Raw genomic sequence first — 21311 nt, forward strand, 5'->3', positions numbered from 1 at the left:
TGAAGATAGGCCAGAGCAAGGAGAAACCCGATACATTAAAAATTAAACTGTATTGGCTGGCTGATGAAGTTTTTTACATAAAAAACTGCCTTGATATACTTTATTTTTTAATATCGCATCTGTCTTAAGATATAAAATATGATTCTTTTCTGAAATACATTTTGTAATTCCTGATTGAGTACTTAGATTTAGATATAGATGTCCGTACAAGTATCTACTCTTCAATGATAATTCTCTCATCCGAAGCGATCGCTATTTAATGTCAGCAAACAACTAAGAGCTTTCGCTATAACTGCAATCTTAAGAGATATCGCTCAATACGAATAAATACTTATAAAGTCTTAATAAAGACGTAACAATTCGTTTAAGTAAAATATAAAACTTTTTTAAAGAGTAATCTCAACTTAGTGAGGACTTTTTTCTCGATAAATACATTGCCAGTAGGGAATTGCAGGTTTTATTAGTTATAAGCTTTTCGATCGACTTATCTTCAATACGTCAAGTTTGTTTAATGACTGGAATAAAATTGTTTAAAGTATACTTTATTACTTAATAACATTATTTACACTGTATATTAATTTACGATAAAAATATTTAAGTTGAGCATTAATACGGATACTAATTTTAATTTTTTTATTAAAGAATAATTGTAATAACCGCGGTTTCTACTATAAGTAAAGTAATTATAAAGACCATAATTACTGAAAATTAATCTGGTTGTAGCGCGAAATAAAGTGTTGCAGCAGTTAGGCTTTTTCAAAAAAATCAAAATTTAAAATCGGGGTGCTAAAGATGACTGATATACTTGCAATGAGCGCAAATATCAAGCAAGAGAATGCTAAATTACCGCAGTTTGTAGAAAATTGTGACAGCTTTTGGGACAAAGAAATCAGACCGTTATTTACAGATGAGTCTCTATCTTTCAAGGTTAAAACTCTTAACGGAAACTATGCCAAGTACGTGAACTTGGATAATGGAGCTACAACCACACCCTTTGCAACCCTCAAGCAGTACGTGGACGAAATGCTTGACACCTATGGCAGCGTACATCGAGGTTCTGGGCAAAAATCCATCATCACTACACGAGAATATGACGCCAGTCGAAACATCATTCGTGACTTTGTCGGGTCATCTTCAAATAACTATGTAATCTTTGCCAAGAATACAACAGAAGCAATTAATGGAGCTGCCACACTTTGGGCAAAAAAACCTGGAAAAATTCTAGTTTCTGATATCGAGCATTCATCTAACCTGCTGCCTTGGGTTACTAGAGACGAGGTTGTGCAGTACAGAACACAGCCAGATGGGAGTGTAAGTATTGCAGAAATTGAAGATATCTTCAAGGCACACCAAAATCTCCCCGAAGCCGAGCAAATTAAGTTAGTAACTATTACAGGTGCTTCGACAATTACAGGTTATAGACCACCAATTTACGAAATCGCAGCTTTAGCACATCGGTATGGTGCGAAGATATTCGCTGACGTGTGTCAGTTAATTCAGCATGAACGAGTCGATATGTGTGCTGATGACGATCCATGTCATTTAGATTTTGTAGCTTTCTCTGGACACAAGATGTATGCCCCTTATGGAACCGGGGTTTTGCTGGGGCCAAAAGAATTTTTTGATAGCTCCTACCCTTATCAAATTGGGGGTGGAAACTTGCCTTATATCACTAGAAACCTAGAGATCAAGCGTTTTTATACAGAACGGGCCCATGACCCCGGAACACCAAACGCAATGGGTGCGATCGCTATTGCCAAGGCGATTGAAATTATCGAAGCAGTAGGGCGCTCGCGCATTGCTCAGTATGAACACTCTCTAGTTGAATTTACATATACACGGCTTGGGCTGATTCCTGGTGTCAAATTACATATTCCTGGAGATAATTTAGCCCATGTTATTCCCTTTGATATTGATGGATTTGACGGACGCTTAGTAGCAGAAATTTTGGCACAAGAATACGGTATTGGGGTTCGGGCTGGGGCTTTCTGCACTTATGAATACATTCGCAAACTCAAGAATGTTTCAGACGAACAAGACTGTGAGATTGCTCAAGAAGTAGACAGAGGAATTACACGGAACATTCCTAGTATTATCCGAGCCAGCTTTGCTGTATATAATACATTAGAAGATTGCGATCGCTTTATAAATGCGATCGCTCAAATAGCTAAAAACGGATTAGCTCACTATTTGCCTAACTACACACAAGATCCGATAACTGGTGTTTGGACAGCAATAAACAGCTAGTTTTTTAGGGCATTGGGCATGGGGGATTGGGCATTGGTTTTTCTCCTTGTCTCCCTTATCTCTTTCATCTCCCTTTGCCCCTTCATTCTCTGTGCCTTAATTACGAATTACAAATTATAAGGGGGTATAGCTTGAGCGATGAAAACCTCTTTGACCAGGAGGAGTATTTACAGGCACGGGTTGAACAGTGCATCTGGCAAAAAAGTACAGATGCGGGTATTTCGCGCCAGCGCTTTCTGAAAATACTAGCTACTATGGTTGGCGCTACAGCCATCGGGGGGTTAGCTAAACCTGCGCTTGCTCACAGTCAGGCAGCTATTAAAACTAAAGGCAGTAAAATACTTAAGCCATTGCCACCAGGGTATATCTCTCATAGCAAAGGTACATTAGAGATGAACTGGGAAGCGATGTATGGGCGTGGTTATTTAGTACCAAATGATTGGTTCTATGTTCACAACCGCAGCGCACCTCCCCCTTTTGATCCGTCTACATGGCGTTTGCAAATTCATGGAACTGGCGTTTCTGCCCCTAGTGAGTTTACTTACGATCAAATCATCGCCATGCCATCCATCTCAGTCACTTGTGCCATTGAATGTGCTGCTAACGGTCGGCGCTTCTTTGAAGAGGCTTACAACACACCACTCCCTGGAACACGGTGGAGACTTGGGGCTATTGGTGTGGCTGAGTGGACTGGTGTACCACTTGGTATGTTATTAGAGCGAGCTGGATTGAAATCCACAGCGAAAGACGTACTCGTTGAGGGTGCAGATGTGGATTCGCTGGACTCTAAGGAGACAAATAAATCCAAGTTCAGCAGTGTAGTTCCAATTAGCAAAGCATTAGCAGATAACTCGCTCGTCGTCTACGCAATGAATGGAGAACCATTACCTCCAGATCATGGTCAGCCGTGCCGTGTGTTATTCCCTGGTTGGGGAGGAAACGCCGACGTTAAATGGATTGAGCGAATTGAAGTTTCCCAAACACCGATATATACGCAGTGGGTAACAGAGCAAATGGTGCTAGTTGGTGCAGATTACCCAGCGATCGCACCATATAAAGGTAAGCTGATTACCTATCAAAATGTTAAGAGCGCTTTCGAGTTGGCTTGGCCAGCTACGCTTTCTGCTAAAACCCACTTACTACGTGGACGTTCTTGGTCTGGGAAAGGAAAGATTGTCCGTGTGGAAGTCAGCCTGGATGGTGGCAAAACTTGGCAATTTGCACGACTGAGAGAACCAAATTTTCCATTTGCGTGGGTACGCTGGGACATTGAATGGAACCCACTTCCTGGGGAATATTTTCTCCAGGCTCGTGCTACTGACAATTTAGGTAATACACAACCGAGTACAGTTCCGTGGAATGACTCTGGATTGCTTTACGGAGGCGTTGTTAGCCATCCGGTGACAGTACAGGCATGAGGAAAATAAGGGAGTATCAGGGGTACAAGAAGAATAATCTATGCCCAATGCCCAATGCCCAATGCCCAATGCCCAATGCCCAATGCCCAATGCCCAATGCCCATTTAGTACTATCAGTTCTCTAGAAAAATAATTATTTATGATTGATTTTAGTTGGTTGATTTTAGTGAGTGGAGGTTTAATATCTGGAGTCATAGCTGGACTTTTAGGAATAGGTGGCGGTATTATCACAATTCCTCTTTTAGTCACACTAGGTTATACTCCCGTTCAGGCGATCGCTACTAGTAGCCTTGCTATTGTAATTACTTCAATTTCTGGAAGTTTGCAAAATTGGTGGATGGGTTACTTTGACTTTAAACGAGTAATTTATTTAGGAATTCCAGCTTTTTTAACTACTGGAATAGGTGTATATTTCGCCAATAAAATTCCATCTTATATAATACTGTTTACATTTGGCATCATACTACTTGCTAACATCTATCTGATTGAGCTTCGCAAGCAACTGTCCTTGCAGGAAAAAGAGGATACAGATCCAGTATTTAACCCACTAGTTTCTAAAATTGGCACTGGGGGAGCAGCAGGAATTTTAGCAGGTTTATTCGGCTTAGGTGGCGGTACGATTATGGTGCCACTGCAAATGCTGCTATTAGGAGAAGAAATTAAAGTAGCAATTCAGACTAGTTTGGGTGTGATTGTCATCACTGCTTTAGCTGCCTGTACGGGACATACATTAGAAGGAAATATTCTCTTTACTCAAGGTCTAGTTTTGGGATGTGGTGGTCTTTTAGGCGTTCAAATGAGTACTCGCACATTGCCAAAACTACCAGATTATACTGTCAGCTTAGTGCTTCGTATCTTCTTAGGAATACTATCAATTTATATTTTTTGGCAAGCTTGGATAAATTATCAACAAATAATTATTAATTCGTAATTCGTAATATTATATTTGGTTAGTCTATATCTTCAAGGGTTTCAGCTTTAATTTGACACCTATGTATGGCTAACTATGCACTCATACTTTGTAACAAATTTAGATTTTTCCTAAAATTGATTATTTTGAAAATAGATGAGCTATGAGTATTTTTAAAGTTGAAGTTGTCAAAATCAATAGCATTAATCCTCATCCCAATGCCGATCGGCTAGATATTGCCTCTATTGAAGATATGGGGTATCAGGTAATTATAGTCAAAGGTAACTTGAATCCTGGAGATTTAGCTTTTTACTTTCCTATTGATAGTGTTATTCCAGAAAACTTTTTAGATGAGTTTGGTATTCGTAACTACTACTCGAAAAAACTGCGTGCTGCGAAACTTCGCGGAATTTTTTCTGAGGGTTTGCTTATTCCCGTTGGTAAAAACTTTACGGGAAATATCGGAGACGACTACACGGAGTATTTTGGTGTAACAAAGTACGAATATCCAATTCCTCAAGGAATGAGTGGGGAAGTAGAAAGTTTTATTGGACATTACAAATTCCCCAGTCCAGAAAACCTGAAACGTTACAAAAACATCCTAATGGAAGGTGAAGAAGTTGTTGTCACAGAAAAGTTGCATGGAACTAACTTCACTGTCTTAGTTGATGCTGATGGCACAACTAAAATTGGCAGCCATAATTACTTCTGGAAAAACAGCGAAGTCAACAAAAAATTAGTTTATATTCGTGCTTACAACGAAAACGAAGCTTTCCAGAAACTTCCGCCAGAAACTCAGATTTTTGGTGAAATCTACGGCGTGCAAGATATCAAATATGGCTTGAATAATGGCAATATTGGAATTGCTATATTTGCTGTGCGTCGCGGTAGCTATTTTCTCAATTACAGCGATTTTGTGGCTTTTTGCGAAGAATTTGCTTTGCCGAGAGTACCTGTACTTTATATCGGTGCTTACACTTGGGAAGCGGTGTCTCAGTTCAATAATGCCAATAGTGTAGTCAGTCCCAATTGCATCATGGAAGGCGTTGTTGTGCAACCGGTTATTGAGAAAACGCATCCAGAAATAGGTAGAGTAGTCTTGAAGTTGATTAGCGATCGCTATCTACTCCGTAAAGATGGAACTGAACTCCACTAGATTCAACTTGATTTTTGGTGGCGACACCTTAACTAACCTTCCAAAGTCGAATTACGAATTATTCGCTCAAGGTAGCCAGCGAGGATGAAATCCGGCTAAGGGGAGTTGTTCTGGTTTAATTTCAACAGTCGTAGCATCAGCGATGGGCAATAGAGGCATTAACCACAAGCTACTGGTAGCGATTGTATCTCCATCATCGGTTTTTAAAGTGTTTGGGGGTAATGATCCTGGGGGATTTGTCTGCGGTACTACTTGGTCAAATAATAAGCCCAAACCGTCGGCAGATAAACTCATTTGCACATTTCGTTGAGCGGGAGGCAGTACTAACAGTGGTTTCTGTTGCCCAGTTTTCAAATCAATTGCCACTACATAAGGCTGTTCTATGTATTGTTCCTTCGATACTAACTGTGTAAGCAAGCAGTAGAGAGTGGGTGAGGCGATGTCAAATTGGCAACTGAGAATTGAACCTGTTGTTTTTAGTAGCTGTTTCTGCACGCCTTGGTTTGTCACCAAAAATAAATCCCGCGTGTAATCTGTATTAAACTTTACCATCGCTGCTTGAGAGCCATCTTTGGAGAAAGCTTGTACCAAACCAAACTGCGGCAGAAAATCCAAAGGTTTACTGGCATCACCTTGCAGTGGTAAAATGGCTGCTCCCTGTCCTTGAGCAACCGCTACGGCTTTACTATCTGGTGTCACCATAAAGTCTCCTCCCGGCTGGCTTTTTAGGCGTTTCGGGGTGGGTTTTTCTGCTGAACCATCACTGGTTGCTGGCATAAACCATAGTCCAAAATCACCAGGATTAGTTTTGTTTCCCCGTTGGATCACAATAGTTTGCCCATCAGGTGATAAATCAAATTTCAGGTTTTGATAATCTTTACTATCTAAAGTCAGGTCAACTTTGCCTTCTGGTTCTGCTGTTTGTCCAGATTTAGCAGAAACGCCTGTTGTCACTGTATACAGTTGGGCTGAAAGTAAGTCTTGATTGTTTGCGGCGCGAGCAGAAAATAAAATTTTCTCTCCATCAGGAAATGACTCAAAGTCGATTACTATCAGGTCTTTGGGGGTAAGTACCCTTTTTTGCTCTTGGGTTAAGTTGTAAAGAACTAGCCGTCCCTGTTCTTCTTTGTCGGTTCCGATGTAAAGGATAACGCGATCGCGTGTACGAAAGCTACCTGTAAAGGGCTGTATCAGCCGATTTTTGCCTTCTTGCTCCGCAAACTTATCTTTAGCTCCTTGTAACTGCACTTTATAATTTGTGCCATAAGGGGCTGGTGTCACCAGTGTATAAACCATCCGCCGCCCCGCCCAACTGAATTTACCTGCTAGGGGTGGATCGATTTTCAAGTTATCCTCGACGCTTTTTGTTTCCATTGGGCGGCTGAAGGTGAGGGTGAAGGAATTATCTTCTGCCCCAATTTGTTGATTTTGCCAAGTAAATTCTCGGACACGAGCAGTTACCACATCACCTTGCAAGATGATTAACCCAATCAGCACACTCAGCAGTAACATTAGTGCGATCGCTATACGATCCAGTGGTTGGAATGCTTTAGATTTAGTCATTGGTTATGGGGCATTGGGCATTGGGCATGGGGCATTGGGCATGGGGCATGGGGCATTGGGCATGGGGCATTGGGCATTGGGCATGGGGAATGGGGCATTGGGCATGGGGCATTGGGCATGGGGCATTGGTTGTTAGTTATCTACAAATGACAAAGGACAAATGACAAATGACAAATGACTAATAACTATAAGGATTCTGAGGTTGAGGAATTTTTTTGAGAGAGGTGGCGGCAATGGTAAGTTGGCGTTTACCTGCCAAATTTTCTGTCACCATTTGTCCTTCTACTTCCAGCCATGTATCAGCAGAGTAAGGCTCTTGATTATTTTGTAGTTTGACGGGCAATCCCACAGGGTAAGCATCTGCTGCACAGCAACTTAAGACAAATCGTGCTAAAAACAAATATTCTTTTCCGATATCGGGCGGGTGAATCACAAATCCTTGTACCTTGACTTTTTGCCCTGTATATGTATCCGGCTCAGGATAGACATTGACAGTGCGTACCCAGTCTACAAGCGATCGCTCCTCTGGACGAACAGTAACTCGAAAGGCTTGGGGTTTGACGCGTGTGCTTCCCAATAAATCAGTCGTCACCCCCCTTTGGAGTGCTTTGTCACTAGCAAAAACTTGCGGTGTAACGATAAAACCTAGAATCGCTGTAGTCAACAATAAAGTACTGCCCCAACCAGGGGGAAATAAACTAATATGCTGGGTGTTTGGCGTAACATCATGGCGACGCCGTTGCCAAAGTTCCTGCATCTTGAACAAACCAATAATGATGAAGCTGATACCAGTTACAATCACCAACCAAAAGTAATTTGGATGAATCAACAGGTTCAGCTTATTAGTTAGCCAATATCTCAGCATCAAAATGCCCCAAGCCGTAATTGCTAGAGCATCCAGCCAAGGAAGTAACAGATTTGGGATTTTAGATTTGGGATTTTTGTTAGTCATTAGTCATTAGTCATTGGTCATTAGTCATTGGTCATTTGTCATTGGTCATTTGTAAAGGACAACTGACAAGGGACAAAGGACAACTAACAAATGACAAATATTTTCTTAAAAGACGTGCAAGTTCAGGAAAAGAGTAAAGACAAATGTCAATTGTGCTGCTAAAGCAAATAAGTAAAAAATAGTCTTGGGTTTAAAAATAGATAACATCAAACCAACACTTTTGATGTCAATCATTGGCCCAAACACCAGAAATGCCAATAATGAACCGCTGCTAAAGGTTGAGGCAAAAGATAGGGCGAAGAAAGAATCGACTGTAGAACAAATTGATACTATTACAGCTAATATCAGCATGACCACAATTGAGGTAATGGGCCCAGCACCCAAACTAAGAATTAATTCACGGGGAGCTAGGACTTGAATAGCAGCAGCGATCGCACTTCCTAAAATCATCACTCCGCCCAATTCCCGCAATTCTTGGATGCTATTATCCACAACTAGGCGCAGTTTAGCTGCTAGCGGTTTATCAGCAGTAGAGACTGAGGTAGGCAGTACTAAATTAGGATCTATCCGTAGAGGTATACCTGCTTTTCCTCCTAAGATATAAGTCCCGGATTGCAACAAATTCGGTACTGTTTCTTCTTGTTGTCCTTGGTAAGGCTTACTACGGCGTTTGGTTTGGGGCTGCGCGGCTGGATTAAACTTCATATAACGAGCGATCGCAGGTTGGACTATGGGATTTAAGTCCTTTTGAAAACTGAAAACATACCCGATAATTGTGGCAATTGTTAAGGAAAATACGACTCGTAAGACTACTATTTCTGGCTGATCTCGAAATGCTGTCCAAGTAGCCCAAATTACAACTGGGTTAATTGTTGGTGCTGCTAGCAAAAAACCAATTGCGACTGGTGTGGGTACTCCTTGAATCAGGAATCGCCGCGCTACTGGTACATTCCCGCACTCACACACCGGAAACAAAAAGCCGATCGCGCTGCCAACTAAAGCACCCAACAGCGGATTTTTGGGCATTTTTTCTACTAGTTTGCGCTCATCAACAAAAAACAGCAGCAAACTGGAGAATAAAACCCCAAGAAGCAAAAAAGGCATCGCCTCGACTAGCAGACTTAAAAATAGCGTAAAACCATTGTTCAGTTGATTCATGTGCGTCGCAGTCAAAAGCGGTTTTTAGTTTTAGGGTTCTGCCTAGTCATTCTATCGAAATGGGGATCAAAAGCAGTTCGGGAAAATTAAACATCATTTAAGTAGCAAGTTATCCTATCTTCAAAATAGCGGTTAAGCACTACAAACCTTGGCTTTACACGAGTTTGTGACTTTTAACTGAGTGCATTTACTGACGATGACCATTTCTAAGATTGTCTAAGTTCAGAAATTGTTCCGATTTAGAGGGCAAGTAACTGCACAGATAATTTGAAATTACCTATGTTTATACTTACAGTAATTTGCTGGATTAAGATATTAGTTCGGCTGTATTTTCATCAAGTATTCACAGTTCTTCAAGATTTGGGGTAGGCGTAGTCCATCGTAGACATCGTTATTGGTTGCTATCATCATTGATTTTGACTAGTTATAGCAAAATTCGATCTGAGCTTTGGTTGATTTTTTACTACAAAAACTTTAAAAAGGCAAGTCCAAAGTTTAGCAGATACAGGAAATGATTGGGGAAATTTTTCGGCGTTAGCGATCGCCTAAGTTTCTATATGAAGTGAGAATTCGAGCTATGACAAGTCACAAAGCCTTGAAAGGAGCGTCAAAATAATATCCCCGACTTCTTAAAAGAAATAGGGGATATAGTTTACTCTTTGACGATTATTTTGTTCGATCGCTGTTAGTTTCGTTTTGTGGGAATCCCCCAAATCTTGATTTGTCGATCGAATCCACCACTGGCAAGAATTTTACCATTTGGACTAAAAGCGATCGCACTTACCCAGTCTGTATGTCCATTTAGTGTATTTATTAACTCACCTGTAGTTAAATCCCACAATTTAATTCCATCTCTACCGGCACTAGCAAGGGTTTGTCCATCGGGATTAAGAGCGATCGCATTTACCCAGTTATTATGTCCTGTAAGAGTGCGGACTAATTCTTTAGTATTAATATTCCACAGTTTTATGGTGCGATCGTGGCTAGCACTAATTAATGTTTGTCCATCTGGTGTAAAGATCACAGCGCTAACAGCACTAGAATGAGCTGGCAATTGACTGATGAATTTACCAGTACTCAAATTCCACAGCTTGATTACACCCTTATTATCACCACTAGCTAAGGTCTGTCCATCAGGACTAATAGCGAGAGTATAAATCAAATTATCAAAGCGTACTATAGTCCCTAGAGGACGCTGCTGTAGCAAATCCCACATCCGAATCCCATCTAAAGCTCCACTGACAAGAACTTTACTATCAGGAGACACCGCTAAAGATAAGACGTTACTGGTATGTCCGACAAAAGAGCGGCTAAATTTTAAATTTTTTAGGCTCCAGAGATTAATCGTATTGTCATCACTACAGCTAGCGAGGGTTTGTCCATCTGGCGAAATCACTAAAGATTCTACGGCTGCTTTGTGTGCTTTGTTAATAGTCGCTAACTTTTTGCGCTTTGCTAAATTCCACAGGCGAATTATACCCTCGTTTTCTGCACCTCCACTCACCAGAATTCTGCTATCTGGAGTGAAAGCGAGGGATTTAATGGTTCCGTTATGTCCGATGAGTGTGTAAAGTAGTTGAGCATTAGCAAAGTTAGTGTTAGCTGGGGGGGAGTTTGGCGTTACTTCAATGGCAGCATGAGCTTGATGAATATAAAACCCTTCCCAGGTACTCACTGGAAGGGCAACAGCTGCCATAAATGCCAGGATAATATACGGCCGCAGAAAATTACCGCCACCTCTTCCCTCACTACTCACTCTTTTTCCTCACTTTTATAGATACAGTTAAACCCAATAAATTTTGCAGAGTTATTTTAAGTCATAACTCTGCACATCTTAAAGAGGTGGTTTTTTCTTAGAAACGCTTAACATTGGTAAAGGCGCACTAGAAGAACGAGAGGGCAAATAATGTTGCACTACAGGCTCCTCTGGTAAAGAACGACGCTGCTGGACACGCCACAACTTAAAGCCTAGCGCTATCCCTGCCGTTCCCAAACCAAAAGCAAACAACGACCAGCTATCATTCAATCCGCCAATCAGGGCATCCATAACGCCCATCGTCATCAATACACTGATTAGTGGCTCTTTTCGGTAGGTTGACTTCAAAAAACGAGGTAATACAGCATTCATCACAGCTTGGTTGGTTCCAGTTCACCTTTTGTGTATATTTACCAAGAATACCTCACCCATAATTTGCCTTTCTCATTCAAGGCAGATACTAAGTTATGATTTTTTTAGTATGGGGAGGAAATTTACTCATTAATCGCCTTGCACATATTAGTTGCAAGTCTATAATATTTCAATCGCTAATAGGTATTTCGATTCCTCTCTTGCTTACATTCTAGGGCAGTTATTTATGAATAAGTTTAATTAATCTATCTAGAGCGAAGTACTCCGCTATTAATTATTGAAGTCAAAACCAACTGGTTGTTCCAGCTGGTTGAAACTCTTTTAATTACTAGCTTACAACTTCAAGATTGTGCTTGTTGATGGCACTACTTCAGACCCAGCCATGATAGCACTCCTTGATTAGTGACATACTCAATCACCAGCATCAAACCAAAGCCAATCATTGCAGCTCGACCATTCAAGCGTTCGGCATATTCGTTAAAGCCAAACTTAGGCTCTTCTAGTTTAGGTGTAATTGTTGGTTGTGTTTGTGTCATTTTTTAAGAAACCTTTTTTGGCAAACGGGACTTGATATCAGACTTCTGGTAGAAGTCGGGAAAAATAGGGATAATCACTACTTACTTTTCATGGTATCTGGAAAACCCCTCTCTAAATCTCTCTCGTTTTAAAAGAGAGACTTTGAAATTCTCAGATGACGTTGAAAAGTCAGGTTAACTTAAAAGCTAATTGCAGTGCTGGAATGCCAAGGTGACTTGAAAAATTCAGCAATAGCTCCCTACTAGGGAGCTATACAATCGCTTTTTTAATAAATTGTTACTATTCTTTATATATTGTATAAATACTGGGGCAATAGTCAAGAGTAAGAGTTTGGGCTACTCAGATTGAATTAAGAAAGTTAGAACAGAAATTAGGTATCTCTAATCCAGCTATCTCTAATACGGAACTAGCAAGATAGAAGTAGCAAGCTTGAGATTGGAAGGGTACAGTTAAACAAAAAAATTATCAGAGGCGATATATGGAAATCGGCGTTCCCAAGGAAAACAAGGATCAAGAATTTCGGGTAGGGTTAAGTCCTTCTAGTGTGCGGGTGCTGCGAGAAAATGGTCATAGCATCTTCGTCGAGACGCAAGCAGGTAATGGTGCTGGATTCTCCGATGATGACTACAAAAGTGCTGGAGCCGAAATTGTCCCCACATCAGAAAAAGCTTGGAATCGGGAATTGGTTGTTAAAGTCAAAGAACCACTGACGGCTGAGTATAAATTTTTGCAAAAAGGGCAGGTAATATTTACTTATTTACACTTAGCAGCCGATCGCAAGTTGACAGAGAATCTAATTGATTGTGGCACAACTGCGATCGCTTACGAAACTGTAGAACAACCTGGTGCTAACAGATTACCCTTGCTCACCCCCATGAGCGTAATTGCCGGTCGGCTAGCAGTACAATTTGGAGCCAGATTCTTAGAACGTCAGCAAGGTGGTAGAGGTGTACTTTTGGGCGGTGTCCCTGGAGTCAAACCAGGTAAAGTAGTAATTTTAGGTGGCGGCGTTGTCGGTACAGAAGCAGCTAAAATTGCCGTAGGCATGGGTGCGAGCGTGCAGATTTTAGATGTGAGTGTCGAGCGTTTGTCTTACTTAGAAACCCTCTTTGGCTCTAGAGTCGAATTGCTTTACAGCAACTCTGCTCATATTGAAGCCGCAGTCATTGAAGCCGATTTGCTCATCGGTGCAGTTTTAGTGTTAGGACGTAGAGCGCCAATACTAGTATCCCGCGAATTGGTCAAACAAATGCGTCCTGGTTCGGTGATAGTTGATGTAGCCGTTGACCAAGGCGGTTGCATAGAAACTTTACACCCTACATCCCATACAAATCCGGTATACCTTGAAGAAGGTGTAGTGCATTATGGCGTTCCTAATATGCCAGGAGCAGTACCTTGGACAGCAACTCAGGCACTTAATAATAGTACATTACCTTATGTTGTCCAGTTGGCGAATTTGGGAATTTTGGCATTAGAGGTTAACCCAGCATTAGCTAAGGGTGTGAATGTGCAGAATCATCGCTTAGTGCATCCTGCTGTGCAAGAGGTATTTCCTGATTTGGTCAATTAAGGTATGCAAGGATTAGGCGATCGCTTATTTCATTTTAATAGAGGTAGCGATCGCCAATCAGATTAATTTTCTTGCCTTATGCGCGGATGGGTAGGTGTACAAAACGAGAAGGAGCGAAAAAGGCTGTACGCTCCTTCTATACAAAACTTTCAGGGCACTGGTACTTTCAAAGCATCCGCGCACCTTATGGGGACTGGTTTTCAGCGATTTGCATCTTGTGCTATGACTATTCCCTATGCTATGATTCACTCATTCGCGCAACCGCACCTTGAAAATCAAATACAGCAACGCTTTCAGAAGCCAGCATTGCAATTCATCAAAATCCCTATTAGGGATTGAAACCTTTATCCTAGATGGATAAAAAGAGAAAGTAAACATTGCAATTCATCAAAATCCCTATTAGGGATTGAAACCAGAAATTCAAATAGCACGCTCTATCTCTATTTATTGCAATTCATCAAAATCCCTATTAGGGATTGAAACAAATCGGTAATTGAGGCGATCGCTTATAATGATATTGCAATTCATCAAAATCCCTATTAGGGATTGAAACCTGCTGTACCATTACCATCTTTCTTAAACCCAAAATATTGCAATTCATCAAAATCCCTATTAGGGATTGAAACTTTCTTGGAACAAAGGATGCTTCTACATTCCGAAACATTGCAATTCATCAAAATCCCTATTAGGGATTGAAACAGAAGAAGTTTTGGTATTAGATGAAGCACCATTATTGCAATTCATCAAAATCCCTATTAGGGATTGAAACGGGTCGTTCGCCTATCCTCTCCAAAAATTTGAGAATTGCAATTCATCAAAATCCCTATTAGGGATTGAAACATCTGGATAAACATTTGTGTATCTGGCGCAATATATTGCAATTCATCAAAATCCCTATTAGGGATTGAAACTCTACTTTCCTTATTGTACTACACTTCCTAAAATTGCAATTCATCAAAATCCCTATTAGGGATTGAAACCCTTCCGCTAACATTTTTAGAATATTTTACAGACAAATTGCAATTCATCAAAATCCCTATTAGGGATTGAAACGCGTCGTTTCGCGGATCGAGCCGGGAGTAGGGGGAGAATTGCAATTCATCAAAATCCCTATTAGGGATTGAAACATTTTTGAGATGTCCAAAATCTCTTTCAGCCGCATTTGCAATTCATCAAAATCCCTATTAGGGATTGAAACAGTAGCGGCCTGATTGGCTACCTGCACCGCGTCATTGCAATTCATCAAAATCCCTATTAGGGATTGAAACAAATCCTACTGCCTTGTATTCTGAGGGCTTATTAAATTGCAATTCATCAAAATCCCTATTAGGGATTGAAACTCCTAAAACGCCCATTTTGATAAGTGATGTTTACATTGCAATTCAATAAAATCCCTATTAGGGATTCAAACTTTTTGACTCTCTAAAGTGTAAGTCCTAATTCATTTTCAAGCCAACAATTCGTCTACAGCTACACTAAAACCCAGTAATACTCTTTGAGTACTAACCATATCACCAGCTTTAAACCCGCAAACCTGATTATCTGTCATGACAAAAACTAACCGACTTTCAGGAAATACTAGCCAAACTTCCTCACAACCGGACTGCAAATACTCCTGTGCTTTGAGAAATAATTCTTCAGCTAAATCGGTGGGTGAAACTATTTCAGCAATTAGTGGGAAACTTTGTGGCAAAGTAGGAACATCACCAAACTGAGCTACCAATTCAGGCGTAAGATAAGCCACATCAGGACGGCGACCCTCTTTATATGTACGACAAGGTACTTCAGTGTAAACTTTCCCACCTTGTTGATTGGAGTTAATATAACTTCTCCAGTAAAAACCAATATTCAATTGAATTTCACTATGTTTTAATGTCATCCCTGTTTTTTCTACTAATTGCTCGTCTACCCACTCCATCCCCTCTGGAGGATTTGCCATGAAGTCTTCTAATGAAAGGATTTCGGGGACGGTTACAACATCATTGTGTTTGGAAACTAACATTGTGAGCCTCCATTTGGGCTAGTTAAACATTCAAAATTCAAAAGAGTTACATCAGGAGATTTAAACCCTAACTGAAATAGTCGTATTCAAGCGATCGCGTCACTTTTAGCAACCAACAATATCACCCCAAGCTAGGTTAAAATCAGCTTCTTAAAGCATTACCAAACTACCTTCTGCTTCTTCCTCTAGTTCATAACCATTAGCTAATTTTTCAATTGCTTGGTCAATCATTGCCAAACCTTGATCTACTCTTTCAACTAAACTTAACTGTCCGCGGAGTTCGGCAGCACCGACAAAACCTTTAGCATACCAAGTCATGTGCTTACGGGCTTGACGTACACCGCGATCGCCTTTATATTCCCACAAGGCTTGTAAATGATCTCTTGCACATTCCAAACGCCCAATTGGGGTTGGTGATGGTAATATCTCTCCTGTTTTCAGAAAATGATCGATTTCTCCCACCAAAAACGGATAACCCAAAGTTCCACGGGAACACATGACGCCATCAGCGCCAGTTTGTTCTAAACATTTCACTGCCGCTTCAACGGAAAAAATATCTCCATTCCCAATCACTGGGATAGAAAGTACTTCTTTCACACGGGTAATCCATTCCCAACGGGCATTGCCATTGTACGCTTGAGCGCGGGTGCGTCCGTGGACTGTGATCATTTGTGCCCCGGCATCTTCCATCCGCTTGGCAAAGTCGAGAATCGTAATTTCGTTGTCATTCCAGCCAATACGAGTTTTTACTGTCACAGGTACATCAACAGCTTTCACCACTTCCCGCACAATTGCTTCTGCTACTTCTGGTTGCCGCAACAACGAAGAACCACCACCATTTTTAGTGATTTTATTTACCGGACAACCCATATTAATATCAACAGTATCAGCACCTTCGGCAACTGCCTTGATTGCTGCTTCTGCTAAGAAATCGGGACGGCAATCAAATAGCTGAATGCTAATTGGGCGTTCGTTGGGATCTACCTCCATGATTTTGGGTAACTGTTTAACATAATGCAACCCCGTAGCATTCACCATTTCGGTATACATCATCGAATCTGGCGCATAGCGACGCACAATCCGGCGAAACACCATATCTGTGACTCCAGATAGAGGCGATTGGAGAACCCGACTTTTTACCTCGAAAGAGCCAATCTTTAAGGGTTGGGAGAGTCTAGCTTGCAGAATGGGAGAGAGGGAAATCATAGAAAAAATTATCGGAATGGGAAATAGTAAGAATATGTAGATAAATCCGTGATAAAAGATACAGCTAATTTCAAGTTAGTGAGTTACACAAGCTAAGTCTCAAAACCAAGTATAAAGCCTGTTTTACTTCTGTTAGCGCAGCGATGCGTAGCCCATTTTGACTTCTGAATTCTGCTGTAATTGTAGGTTACGTATCCTGACTTGGAGGCTGTTTTTGCATTTCTTGCTGAATCTCTTCTAGGCTCAAACCTAACTCTTTCGCAGTTTCTTCAAAACTCAATCCCAACCTCAACAACAAAGGTATCATTCTAAACTTTTCTTCACGCGCTCCTTCTTGTTTGCCTTCTTGTTTGCCTTCTTGCTTACCTTCTTGATAAACTCGTGTTTGTTTCAAATCACTTAACCCAAACATACCTTCAATCTCCTCTCGACTCATCGTCGGAAACTTATAAACTAATATTGTCTCTATCAATTCTAGTAACTGCCGCCGTTGTGGTTCGATGTTGATTTCTTGCTGGGTTCTCTCTATTAACTGCCTAGCAGATGTAATTGCTGTCTCCTCTTCATCGACCACTAATTTCATCGTAGCAATTCCAACTGGCAATGATGCAGTTTCACCTAATTCATTAAGGTAAATACGACTAATGCGCCCGCTAGTGAAAAATTCACTGTAATTCTTGATATTTGCTGTATCTAAACTGCGATTGGGATAAATAACTACTCCTCGCCAAGAATTTTTCGGTTTATTTTGGTGTAAGTATAAAAAAATTTCTGAAAATAGGCGTGAATAAATTTCTGTGTCAGCTTGGAACTGGACTTCAACGAAGTAAATCAGATTTTCTTCCCCTTGTGTTGGGAGAAAAACACCATCAATACGAAATGCCGTTTGCTTGATTTCAATTGAGGAGAATTGATAAGTCTCTGCCGTTTGGGGTGGATTACCAATTAATTCAAAAAAGATGCTAGGAAGTTCTTGAAAAAGGCGATAAAAAATGCTATCAGTTTTCACACTTAATGCACTATGGTGATTTAATTCGTTAGATTTTACCGTGAAACACTACTGATAAAAATTAGTAAGCCGACTGCAAGAAGCAATCGGCATAACAAACAAATTCACGATCGTTTAGTTGCAATTTAGCCGTGAGTTGCACCTTGAGGAGGACGCGAGACAACTTTTTTAGCTAAACCCAAAGTCTGCAACACTAAGATGCTCCACCAAGTAACATCAATTTCCCACCAAGAGAACCCAGATTTCGCCATGTGGGGATAAGTATGATGGTTGTTGTGCCAGCCTTCTCCATAAGTGACGAGGGATACCCACCAAAGATTACGAGCGCCATCGTTGGCATCAAAGGTGCGATAACCCCACAGGTGTGATGCTGAATTTACAAACCAGGTTGAATGCCAAAGCAAGACACATCTGAGAAACACTCCGTAGAATACAAAAGACCATCCTCCTAATGCATAAAGCAGCAAACCGAAGGGTATTTGCAATAGCAAGAAGTAACGATCTAGCCAACAATAAAAGGGTTGTTTGGCTAAGTCAGGGGCATATTTTTTATAAGTGTCATAGTCAAAAAATTCTGGACGTGGGTAGAAAATCCACAATATATGGCTCCACCAAAAGCCTCTTTGGGCAGAGTAGGGGTCTAAATTGATATCTTCTGTGTGGGCGTGATGTTGGCGGTGTCCACCTACCCAAAAAATTGGCCCGCCTTGTAAAGCCAGCGCTCCAATCAGGGCGATCGCATACTCTAACCACTTAGGAACTTGGAAACTTTTATGGCTCAGTAGTCGGTGATATCCCAGGCAAATACCAATACTCCCGAACAACCAGTGGAGAAACACTAGCAAACCTAATGCTGGCCAGGAGAAAAACCAAGGAGACAGAAGTGCTAAGGCATGAAATGTAGTAAAAAATACTACATTTGTCCAACTGAGTTGAGGTGAGTTGCCTCTCTCAGGAGCGAACGCCCCAAAATTTGCGGTCATAAAAATTCCTGTTGATGGATGATGCAGTGATTTACTTTTTATTGGGCATAATCCCACTAAGGATTTATCCAACCTCTCACTAGTTAGTTACAGTAGAGTAAAGCAAGTATCACTTACATTTGTTATGCTAGCAGAACTCTGATACCCCTGCAAGTGCCACTTGCATTTCTTTATGTCATCTCAACTTATTTCCACTCGTCAACGCCTGATTCAAGCTGCACTTGAGTTGTTTTCTGCTCAGGGAGTTAGCGCTACCACAACCCGCCAAATTGCTGAAAAAGCCGAGGTCAATGAAGTGACTCTATTTCGGAATTTTGGCAATAAGCATGGATTACTTTTAGCTGTACTGGAAGAGTCCGCAGCCTTTAAGGATTTAGGTGAGTCGCTGGTGCGGCGGGCAACACCTCCCGGCAATGTCTACCAAGCTCTGAAAGATTATGCAAGTGATAGCTTACATGCATTAGAACGAGTACCAGAGTTTGTCCGATCTGTGGTAGGTGAAGCCGACCAATTCCCGGCAGAAAATCGCCGCGCACTAGGCAGGGGAGTCACAGAAGCAAACCGTTATGTAGCTCAGTATTTAGCTACTGTAATCCAGCAAGGACACCTAAATACTTATTTACCCGCAGAAAAATTAGCCAGTTTGCTGAATGGGATGATTTTGGGATATGCAGTAATTGAGTTCACCAGCGAATTTCACGAACTTTGGGAGGATCGGGACGACTTTCTGGAAAATTTGGTGGAGTTGTTTTTACATGGAGCCATGTCATCTTCAACAGAATCAGCAATAAACTCCTTACAAGGAGGATTCACCACCACAGAAATAGCTGATTTACCAGCTAGTTTGGTTCACGAAATTCTGCAACAGGCCAGGAAATTTGGAGTACGAGATTATGCCTTAGCTTACGTATTATTTGGGGCTGGATTATCCGCTACAGAAATAACTAGCTTGGAGCGATCGCACCAAATTTACGATAGTCAAGGGCACTTCCTGCAAATCACAATCCCCGGATTTGTCCGTCAAGTACCCGTGAATCAGTGGATTTTGGGCAAACGCTACGGTTCTTTTACTAATAATCCTTTAATTAAATGGCTGAAAAGTCGTAAGGATGCTCAAACAGCCATGTTTTTGAATGATACAGGCACACCCATCTCAGAATCAGAGCTTGAAACACGTTGGCAAGTATGGAGTGAAAGATTGTTAACTCCCCAAGCACAAGCGCCAGCGATCGCTCAGGCACAACAAACCTGGCGCGTAGAAATGTTAATGCGGGGGATTACCTTAGAAAACCTGATTATTTTAACAGGTTGCGATCGCACCCAATTACAACCTTATGTCCGCCGAGCCAAAGAAAAAGCCGCCCTAGAGCAAGCTACCCGTTTGGATCATAAGCCAGGATAGGGAGTATCAGGTCGTGTTTTCTGACGCAGAGCCAGTGAGCGAATAATTCGTAATTCGTAATACTTCGGCTACGCTCAGTACAAGTTCGTAATTCCTAATTCTTAATTAAGAATTTATTAGATGCAGTTAAACAATTAAAATCAAACAATAGAGGTTCTTTTACCATTGTTTGCACCATTCAAGGTTGTAGCTGTAGTCTCAGATGGGGATTGGGTGTTGCTCGAACGGCGTGATAATTTCTTGCGTGGCTTGCCTCCCGCCTGGATATATTGCAAACTGTCTTTGCCATAATCGGTTGCCACACTCATTAACATCTTTTCAGAGTAGCCGCGCAATTCTTCTTCAATTAGAGAGAGGCGACCTGCCATTTCATCTAGGGTAGAGAGTAAAGTGTTGTATGTAGATAGCTGGGTTTGCAAGTTTTGGATGCGGCTGTCGTAGTCTGTCAAATTTAATCCGTTGCCAAATTCTAGCGTCGGGCTAATCGATCGCATTCCTGCAATTCGACGGAGAGCGTTTTCGAGAGTACGTGAACTGCGTTTTAGTCGTGCCATAAAATGCGCTCCTGAAGGAAGTTATAGGATTACTGCATGTACTCTAGCCAATGCAACAATAAACTTCTCTGAGAGATAATTCGGAAAAATTAAAGCAAACTAAGAGCGACCTAATTATTTTTAGTTGATTGTACTGAGGTATTTATTAAACTTGTCAAAAAAGTAACACTTAATAAGCAACAGATACCTGAAAGTCGTTTCAAGGTACCTGAAAGTCGTTTCAAGGTACCTGAAAGTCGTTTTGAGGTACTTAAAAGTCGTTTCGAGGTACCTGAAAGTCGTTTCAAGGTACCTGAAAGTCGTTTTGAGGTACTTAAAAGTCGTTTCAAGGTACCTGAAAGTCGTTTCGAGGTACCTGAAAGTCGTTTTGAGGTACTCCAAAGTCGTGTTGAGGTATTAGATGATGAGTTTTTTTGCCTTAACCCGATTTACGGCGAAGGCGATCGCGCACAAAAGTATCATAAATATAATTCAACTATAGGAGTCCTATTTGATTGCGTGAAAAAAACTCAGCTT

The 21311-nt window shown here is 41.1% G+C and carries 18 protein-coding genes and 1 CRISPR repeat array; of the genes, 7 read left to right on the top strand and 11 right to left on the bottom strand.

Annotated features, from left to right (window positions below; all coding sequences use genetic code 11):
- Nucleotides 1–792 precede the first annotated feature (792 nt).
- From RMZ95_RS16630 to RMZ95_RS16645, 4 genes are all read left to right on the top strand, one after another.
- Complete coding sequence (locus RMZ95_RS16630; protein ID WP_322683553.1) at nucleotides 793–2247, top strand: aminotransferase class V-fold PLP-dependent enzyme; 1455 nt, start codon at nucleotides 793–795, stop codon at nucleotides 2245–2247.
- A gap of 131 nt (nucleotides 2248–2378) precedes the next feature.
- Nucleotides 2379–3665, top strand: a complete 1287-nt coding sequence (locus RMZ95_RS16635) for a sulfite oxidase (protein ID WP_322683554.1) — start codon at nucleotides 2379–2381, stop codon at nucleotides 3663–3665.
- Nucleotides 3666–3804: 139 nt separating this feature from the next.
- Complete coding sequence (locus tag RMZ95_RS16640) at nucleotides 3805–4596, top strand: sulfite exporter TauE/SafE family protein (RefSeq protein ID WP_322683555.1); 792 nt, start codon at nucleotides 3805–3807, stop codon at nucleotides 4594–4596.
- Between the two features lie 142 nt (nucleotides 4597–4738).
- Nucleotides 4739–5731: an RNA ligase (ATP) gene (locus RMZ95_RS16645; protein ID WP_322683556.1), complete on the top strand. Its 993-nt coding sequence runs from the start codon at nucleotides 4739–4741 to the stop codon at nucleotides 5729–5731.
- Nucleotides 5732–5797: 66 nt separating this feature from the next.
- Here RMZ95_RS16645 and RMZ95_RS16650 read toward each other — a convergent pair whose 3' ends face one another.
- Nucleotides 5798–7294 carry an Ig-like domain-containing protein gene (locus tag RMZ95_RS16650; protein ID WP_322683557.1) on the bottom strand — a complete coding sequence of 499 codons (1497 nt, stop codon included), beginning with the start codon at nucleotides 7292–7294 and terminating at the stop codon, nucleotides 5798–5800.
- On the opposite strand from RMZ95_RS16650, the gene RMZ95_RS16655 reads away from it, so the two are divergent.
- Nucleotides 7209–7430: a hypothetical protein gene (locus RMZ95_RS16655; RefSeq protein WP_322683633.1), complete on the top strand. Its 222-nt coding sequence runs from the start codon at nucleotides 7209–7211 to the stop codon at nucleotides 7428–7430. The genes RMZ95_RS16650 and RMZ95_RS16655 overlap by 86 nt on opposite strands.
- 42 nt (nucleotides 7431–7472) lie before the next feature.
- Here RMZ95_RS16655 and RMZ95_RS16660 read toward each other — a convergent pair whose 3' ends face one another.
- The 5 genes from RMZ95_RS16660 to RMZ95_RS16680 all read right to left on the bottom strand — a co-directional run bounded on the left by RMZ95_RS16660 (nucleotide 7473) and on the right by RMZ95_RS16680 (nucleotide 12068).
- Nucleotides 7473–8246 (bottom strand): TIGR03943 family putative permease subunit, encoded by a 774-nt coding sequence (locus RMZ95_RS16660; protein ID WP_322683558.1) that lies wholly within the window; start codon nucleotides 8244–8246, stop codon nucleotides 7473–7475.
- Between the two features lie 105 nt (nucleotides 8247–8351).
- On the bottom strand, nucleotides 8352–9404 hold the full coding sequence (locus tag RMZ95_RS16665; RefSeq protein WP_322683559.1) for a permease: 1053 nt from the start codon (nucleotides 9402–9404) through the stop codon (nucleotides 8352–8354).
- A gap of 685 nt (nucleotides 9405–10089) precedes the next feature.
- Nucleotides 10090–11160 carry a WD40 repeat domain-containing protein gene (locus RMZ95_RS16670; RefSeq protein WP_322683560.1) on the bottom strand — a complete coding sequence of 357 codons (1071 nt, stop codon included), beginning with the start codon at nucleotides 11158–11160 and terminating at the stop codon, nucleotides 10090–10092.
- Nucleotides 11161–11238: 78 nt separating this feature from the next.
- Nucleotides 11239–11532 (bottom strand): hypothetical protein, encoded by a 294-nt coding sequence (locus RMZ95_RS16675; protein WP_322675596.1) that lies wholly within the window; start codon nucleotides 11530–11532, stop codon nucleotides 11239–11241.
- A gap of 365 nt (nucleotides 11533–11897) precedes the next feature.
- Nucleotides 11898–12068 (bottom strand): hypothetical protein, encoded by a 171-nt coding sequence (locus tag RMZ95_RS16680; protein WP_099099534.1) that lies wholly within the window; start codon nucleotides 12066–12068, stop codon nucleotides 11898–11900.
- 479 nt (nucleotides 12069–12547) lie between these two features.
- On the opposite strand from RMZ95_RS16680, the gene ald reads away from it, so the two are divergent.
- Entirely contained in the window at nucleotides 12548–13639 is a 1092-nt protein-coding gene (ald, locus tag RMZ95_RS16685; RefSeq protein WP_322683561.1) for an alanine dehydrogenase, read from the top strand.
- A gap of 305 nt (nucleotides 13640–13944) precedes the next feature.
- Nucleotides 13945–15050: direct repeats of the CRISPR family, unit length 37 nt; unit sequence ATTGCAATTCATCAAAATCCCTATTAGGGATTGAAAC.
- A gap of 36 nt (nucleotides 15051–15086) precedes the next feature.
- Here ald and RMZ95_RS16690 read toward each other — a convergent pair.
- The 4 genes from RMZ95_RS16690 to RMZ95_RS16705 all read right to left on the bottom strand — a co-directional run bounded on the left by RMZ95_RS16690 (nucleotide 15087) and on the right by RMZ95_RS16705 (nucleotide 18839).
- Nucleotides 15087–15641 carry a Uma2 family endonuclease gene (locus RMZ95_RS16690; RefSeq protein WP_322683562.1) on the bottom strand — a complete coding sequence of 185 codons (555 nt, stop codon included), beginning with the start codon at nucleotides 15639–15641 and terminating at the stop codon, nucleotides 15087–15089.
- 150 nt (nucleotides 15642–15791) lie between these two features.
- Complete coding sequence (gene dusB, locus RMZ95_RS16695; protein WP_322683563.1) at nucleotides 15792–16847, bottom strand: tRNA dihydrouridine synthase DusB; 1056 nt, start codon at nucleotides 16845–16847, stop codon at nucleotides 15792–15794.
- Nucleotides 16848–17034: 187 nt separating this feature from the next.
- A complete protein-coding gene (locus RMZ95_RS16700) occupies nucleotides 17035–17856 on the bottom strand; it encodes an Rpn family recombination-promoting nuclease/putative transposase (RefSeq protein WP_322675600.1) in 822 nt (273 codons plus the stop codon).
- A 125-nt stretch (nucleotides 17857–17981) separates the two neighbouring features.
- Nucleotides 17982–18839 (bottom strand): acyl-CoA desaturase, encoded by an 858-nt coding sequence (locus RMZ95_RS16705; RefSeq protein ID WP_322683564.1) that lies wholly within the window; start codon nucleotides 18837–18839, stop codon nucleotides 17982–17984.
- A 172-nt stretch (nucleotides 18840–19011) separates the two neighbouring features.
- Between RMZ95_RS16705 and RMZ95_RS16710 the strand changes: the two genes are divergently transcribed.
- The gene (locus RMZ95_RS16710; RefSeq protein ID WP_322683565.1) at nucleotides 19012–20241 is read left to right on the top strand and encodes a TetR family transcriptional regulator; all 1230 of its coding nucleotides are present in this window, start codon (nucleotides 19012–19014) and stop codon (nucleotides 20239–20241) included.
- A 140-nt stretch (nucleotides 20242–20381) separates the two neighbouring features.
- Here RMZ95_RS16710 and RMZ95_RS16715 read toward each other — a convergent pair whose 3' ends face one another.
- Nucleotides 20382–20795, bottom strand: a complete 414-nt coding sequence (locus RMZ95_RS16715; RefSeq protein WP_322683566.1) for a hypothetical protein — start codon at nucleotides 20793–20795, stop codon at nucleotides 20382–20384.
- Nucleotides 20796–21311 lie beyond the last annotated feature (516 nt).

This window comes from Nostoc sp. DedQUE07 (assembly GCF_034530975.2).
Lineage (GTDB): Bacteria > Cyanobacteriota > Cyanobacteriia > Cyanobacteriales > Nostocaceae > Nostoc.

Coding starts and splice junctions, on each gene's coding strand:
- RMZ95_RS16630 (WP_322683553.1), top strand. CDS start 793: ATGACTGATATACTTGCAATGAGCGCAAATATCAAGCAAGAGAATGCT.
- RMZ95_RS16640 (WP_322683555.1), top strand. CDS start 3,805: ATGATTGATTTTAGTTGGTTGATTTTAGTGAGTGGAGGTTTAATATCT.
- RMZ95_RS16645 (WP_322683556.1), top strand. CDS start 4,739: ATGAGTATTTTTAAAGTTGAAGTTGTCAAAATCAATAGCATTAATCCT.
- RMZ95_RS16655 (WP_322683633.1), top strand. CDS start 7,209: ATGATTAACCCAATCAGCACACTCAGCAGTAACATTAGTGCGATCGCT.
- RMZ95_RS16650 (WP_322683557.1), bottom strand. CDS start 7,294: ATGACTAAATCTAAAGCATTCCAACCACTGGATCGTATAGCGATCGCA.
- RMZ95_RS16660 (WP_322683558.1), bottom strand. CDS start 8,246: ATGACTAACAAAAATCCCAAATCTAAAATCCCAAATCTGTTACTTCCT.
- RMZ95_RS16665 (WP_322683559.1), bottom strand. CDS start 9,404: ATGAATCAACTGAACAATGGTTTTACGCTATTTTTAAGTCTGCTAGTC.
- RMZ95_RS16675 (WP_322675596.1), bottom strand. CDS start 11,532: ATGAATGCTGTATTACCTCGTTTTTTGAAGTCAACCTACCGAAAAGAG.
- RMZ95_RS16680 (WP_099099534.1), bottom strand. CDS start 12,068: ATGACACAAACACAACCAACAATTACACCTAAACTAGAAGAGCCTAAG.
- ald (WP_322683561.1), top strand. CDS start 12,548: ATGGAAATCGGCGTTCCCAAGGAAAACAAGGATCAAGAATTTCGGGTA.
- RMZ95_RS16690 (WP_322683562.1), bottom strand. CDS start 15,641: ATGTTAGTTTCCAAACACAATGATGTTGTAACCGTCCCCGAAATCCTT.
- dusB (WP_322683563.1), bottom strand. CDS start 16,847: ATGATTTCCCTCTCTCCCATTCTGCAAGCTAGACTCTCCCAACCCTTA.
- RMZ95_RS16705 (WP_322683564.1), bottom strand. CDS start 18,839: ATGACCGCAAATTTTGGGGCGTTCGCTCCTGAGAGAGGCAACTCACCT.
- RMZ95_RS16710 (WP_322683565.1), top strand. CDS start 19,012: ATGTCATCTCAACTTATTTCCACTCGTCAACGCCTGATTCAAGCTGCA.
- RMZ95_RS16715 (WP_322683566.1), bottom strand. CDS start 20,795: ATGGCACGACTAAAACGCAGTTCACGTACTCTCGAAAACGCTCTCCGT.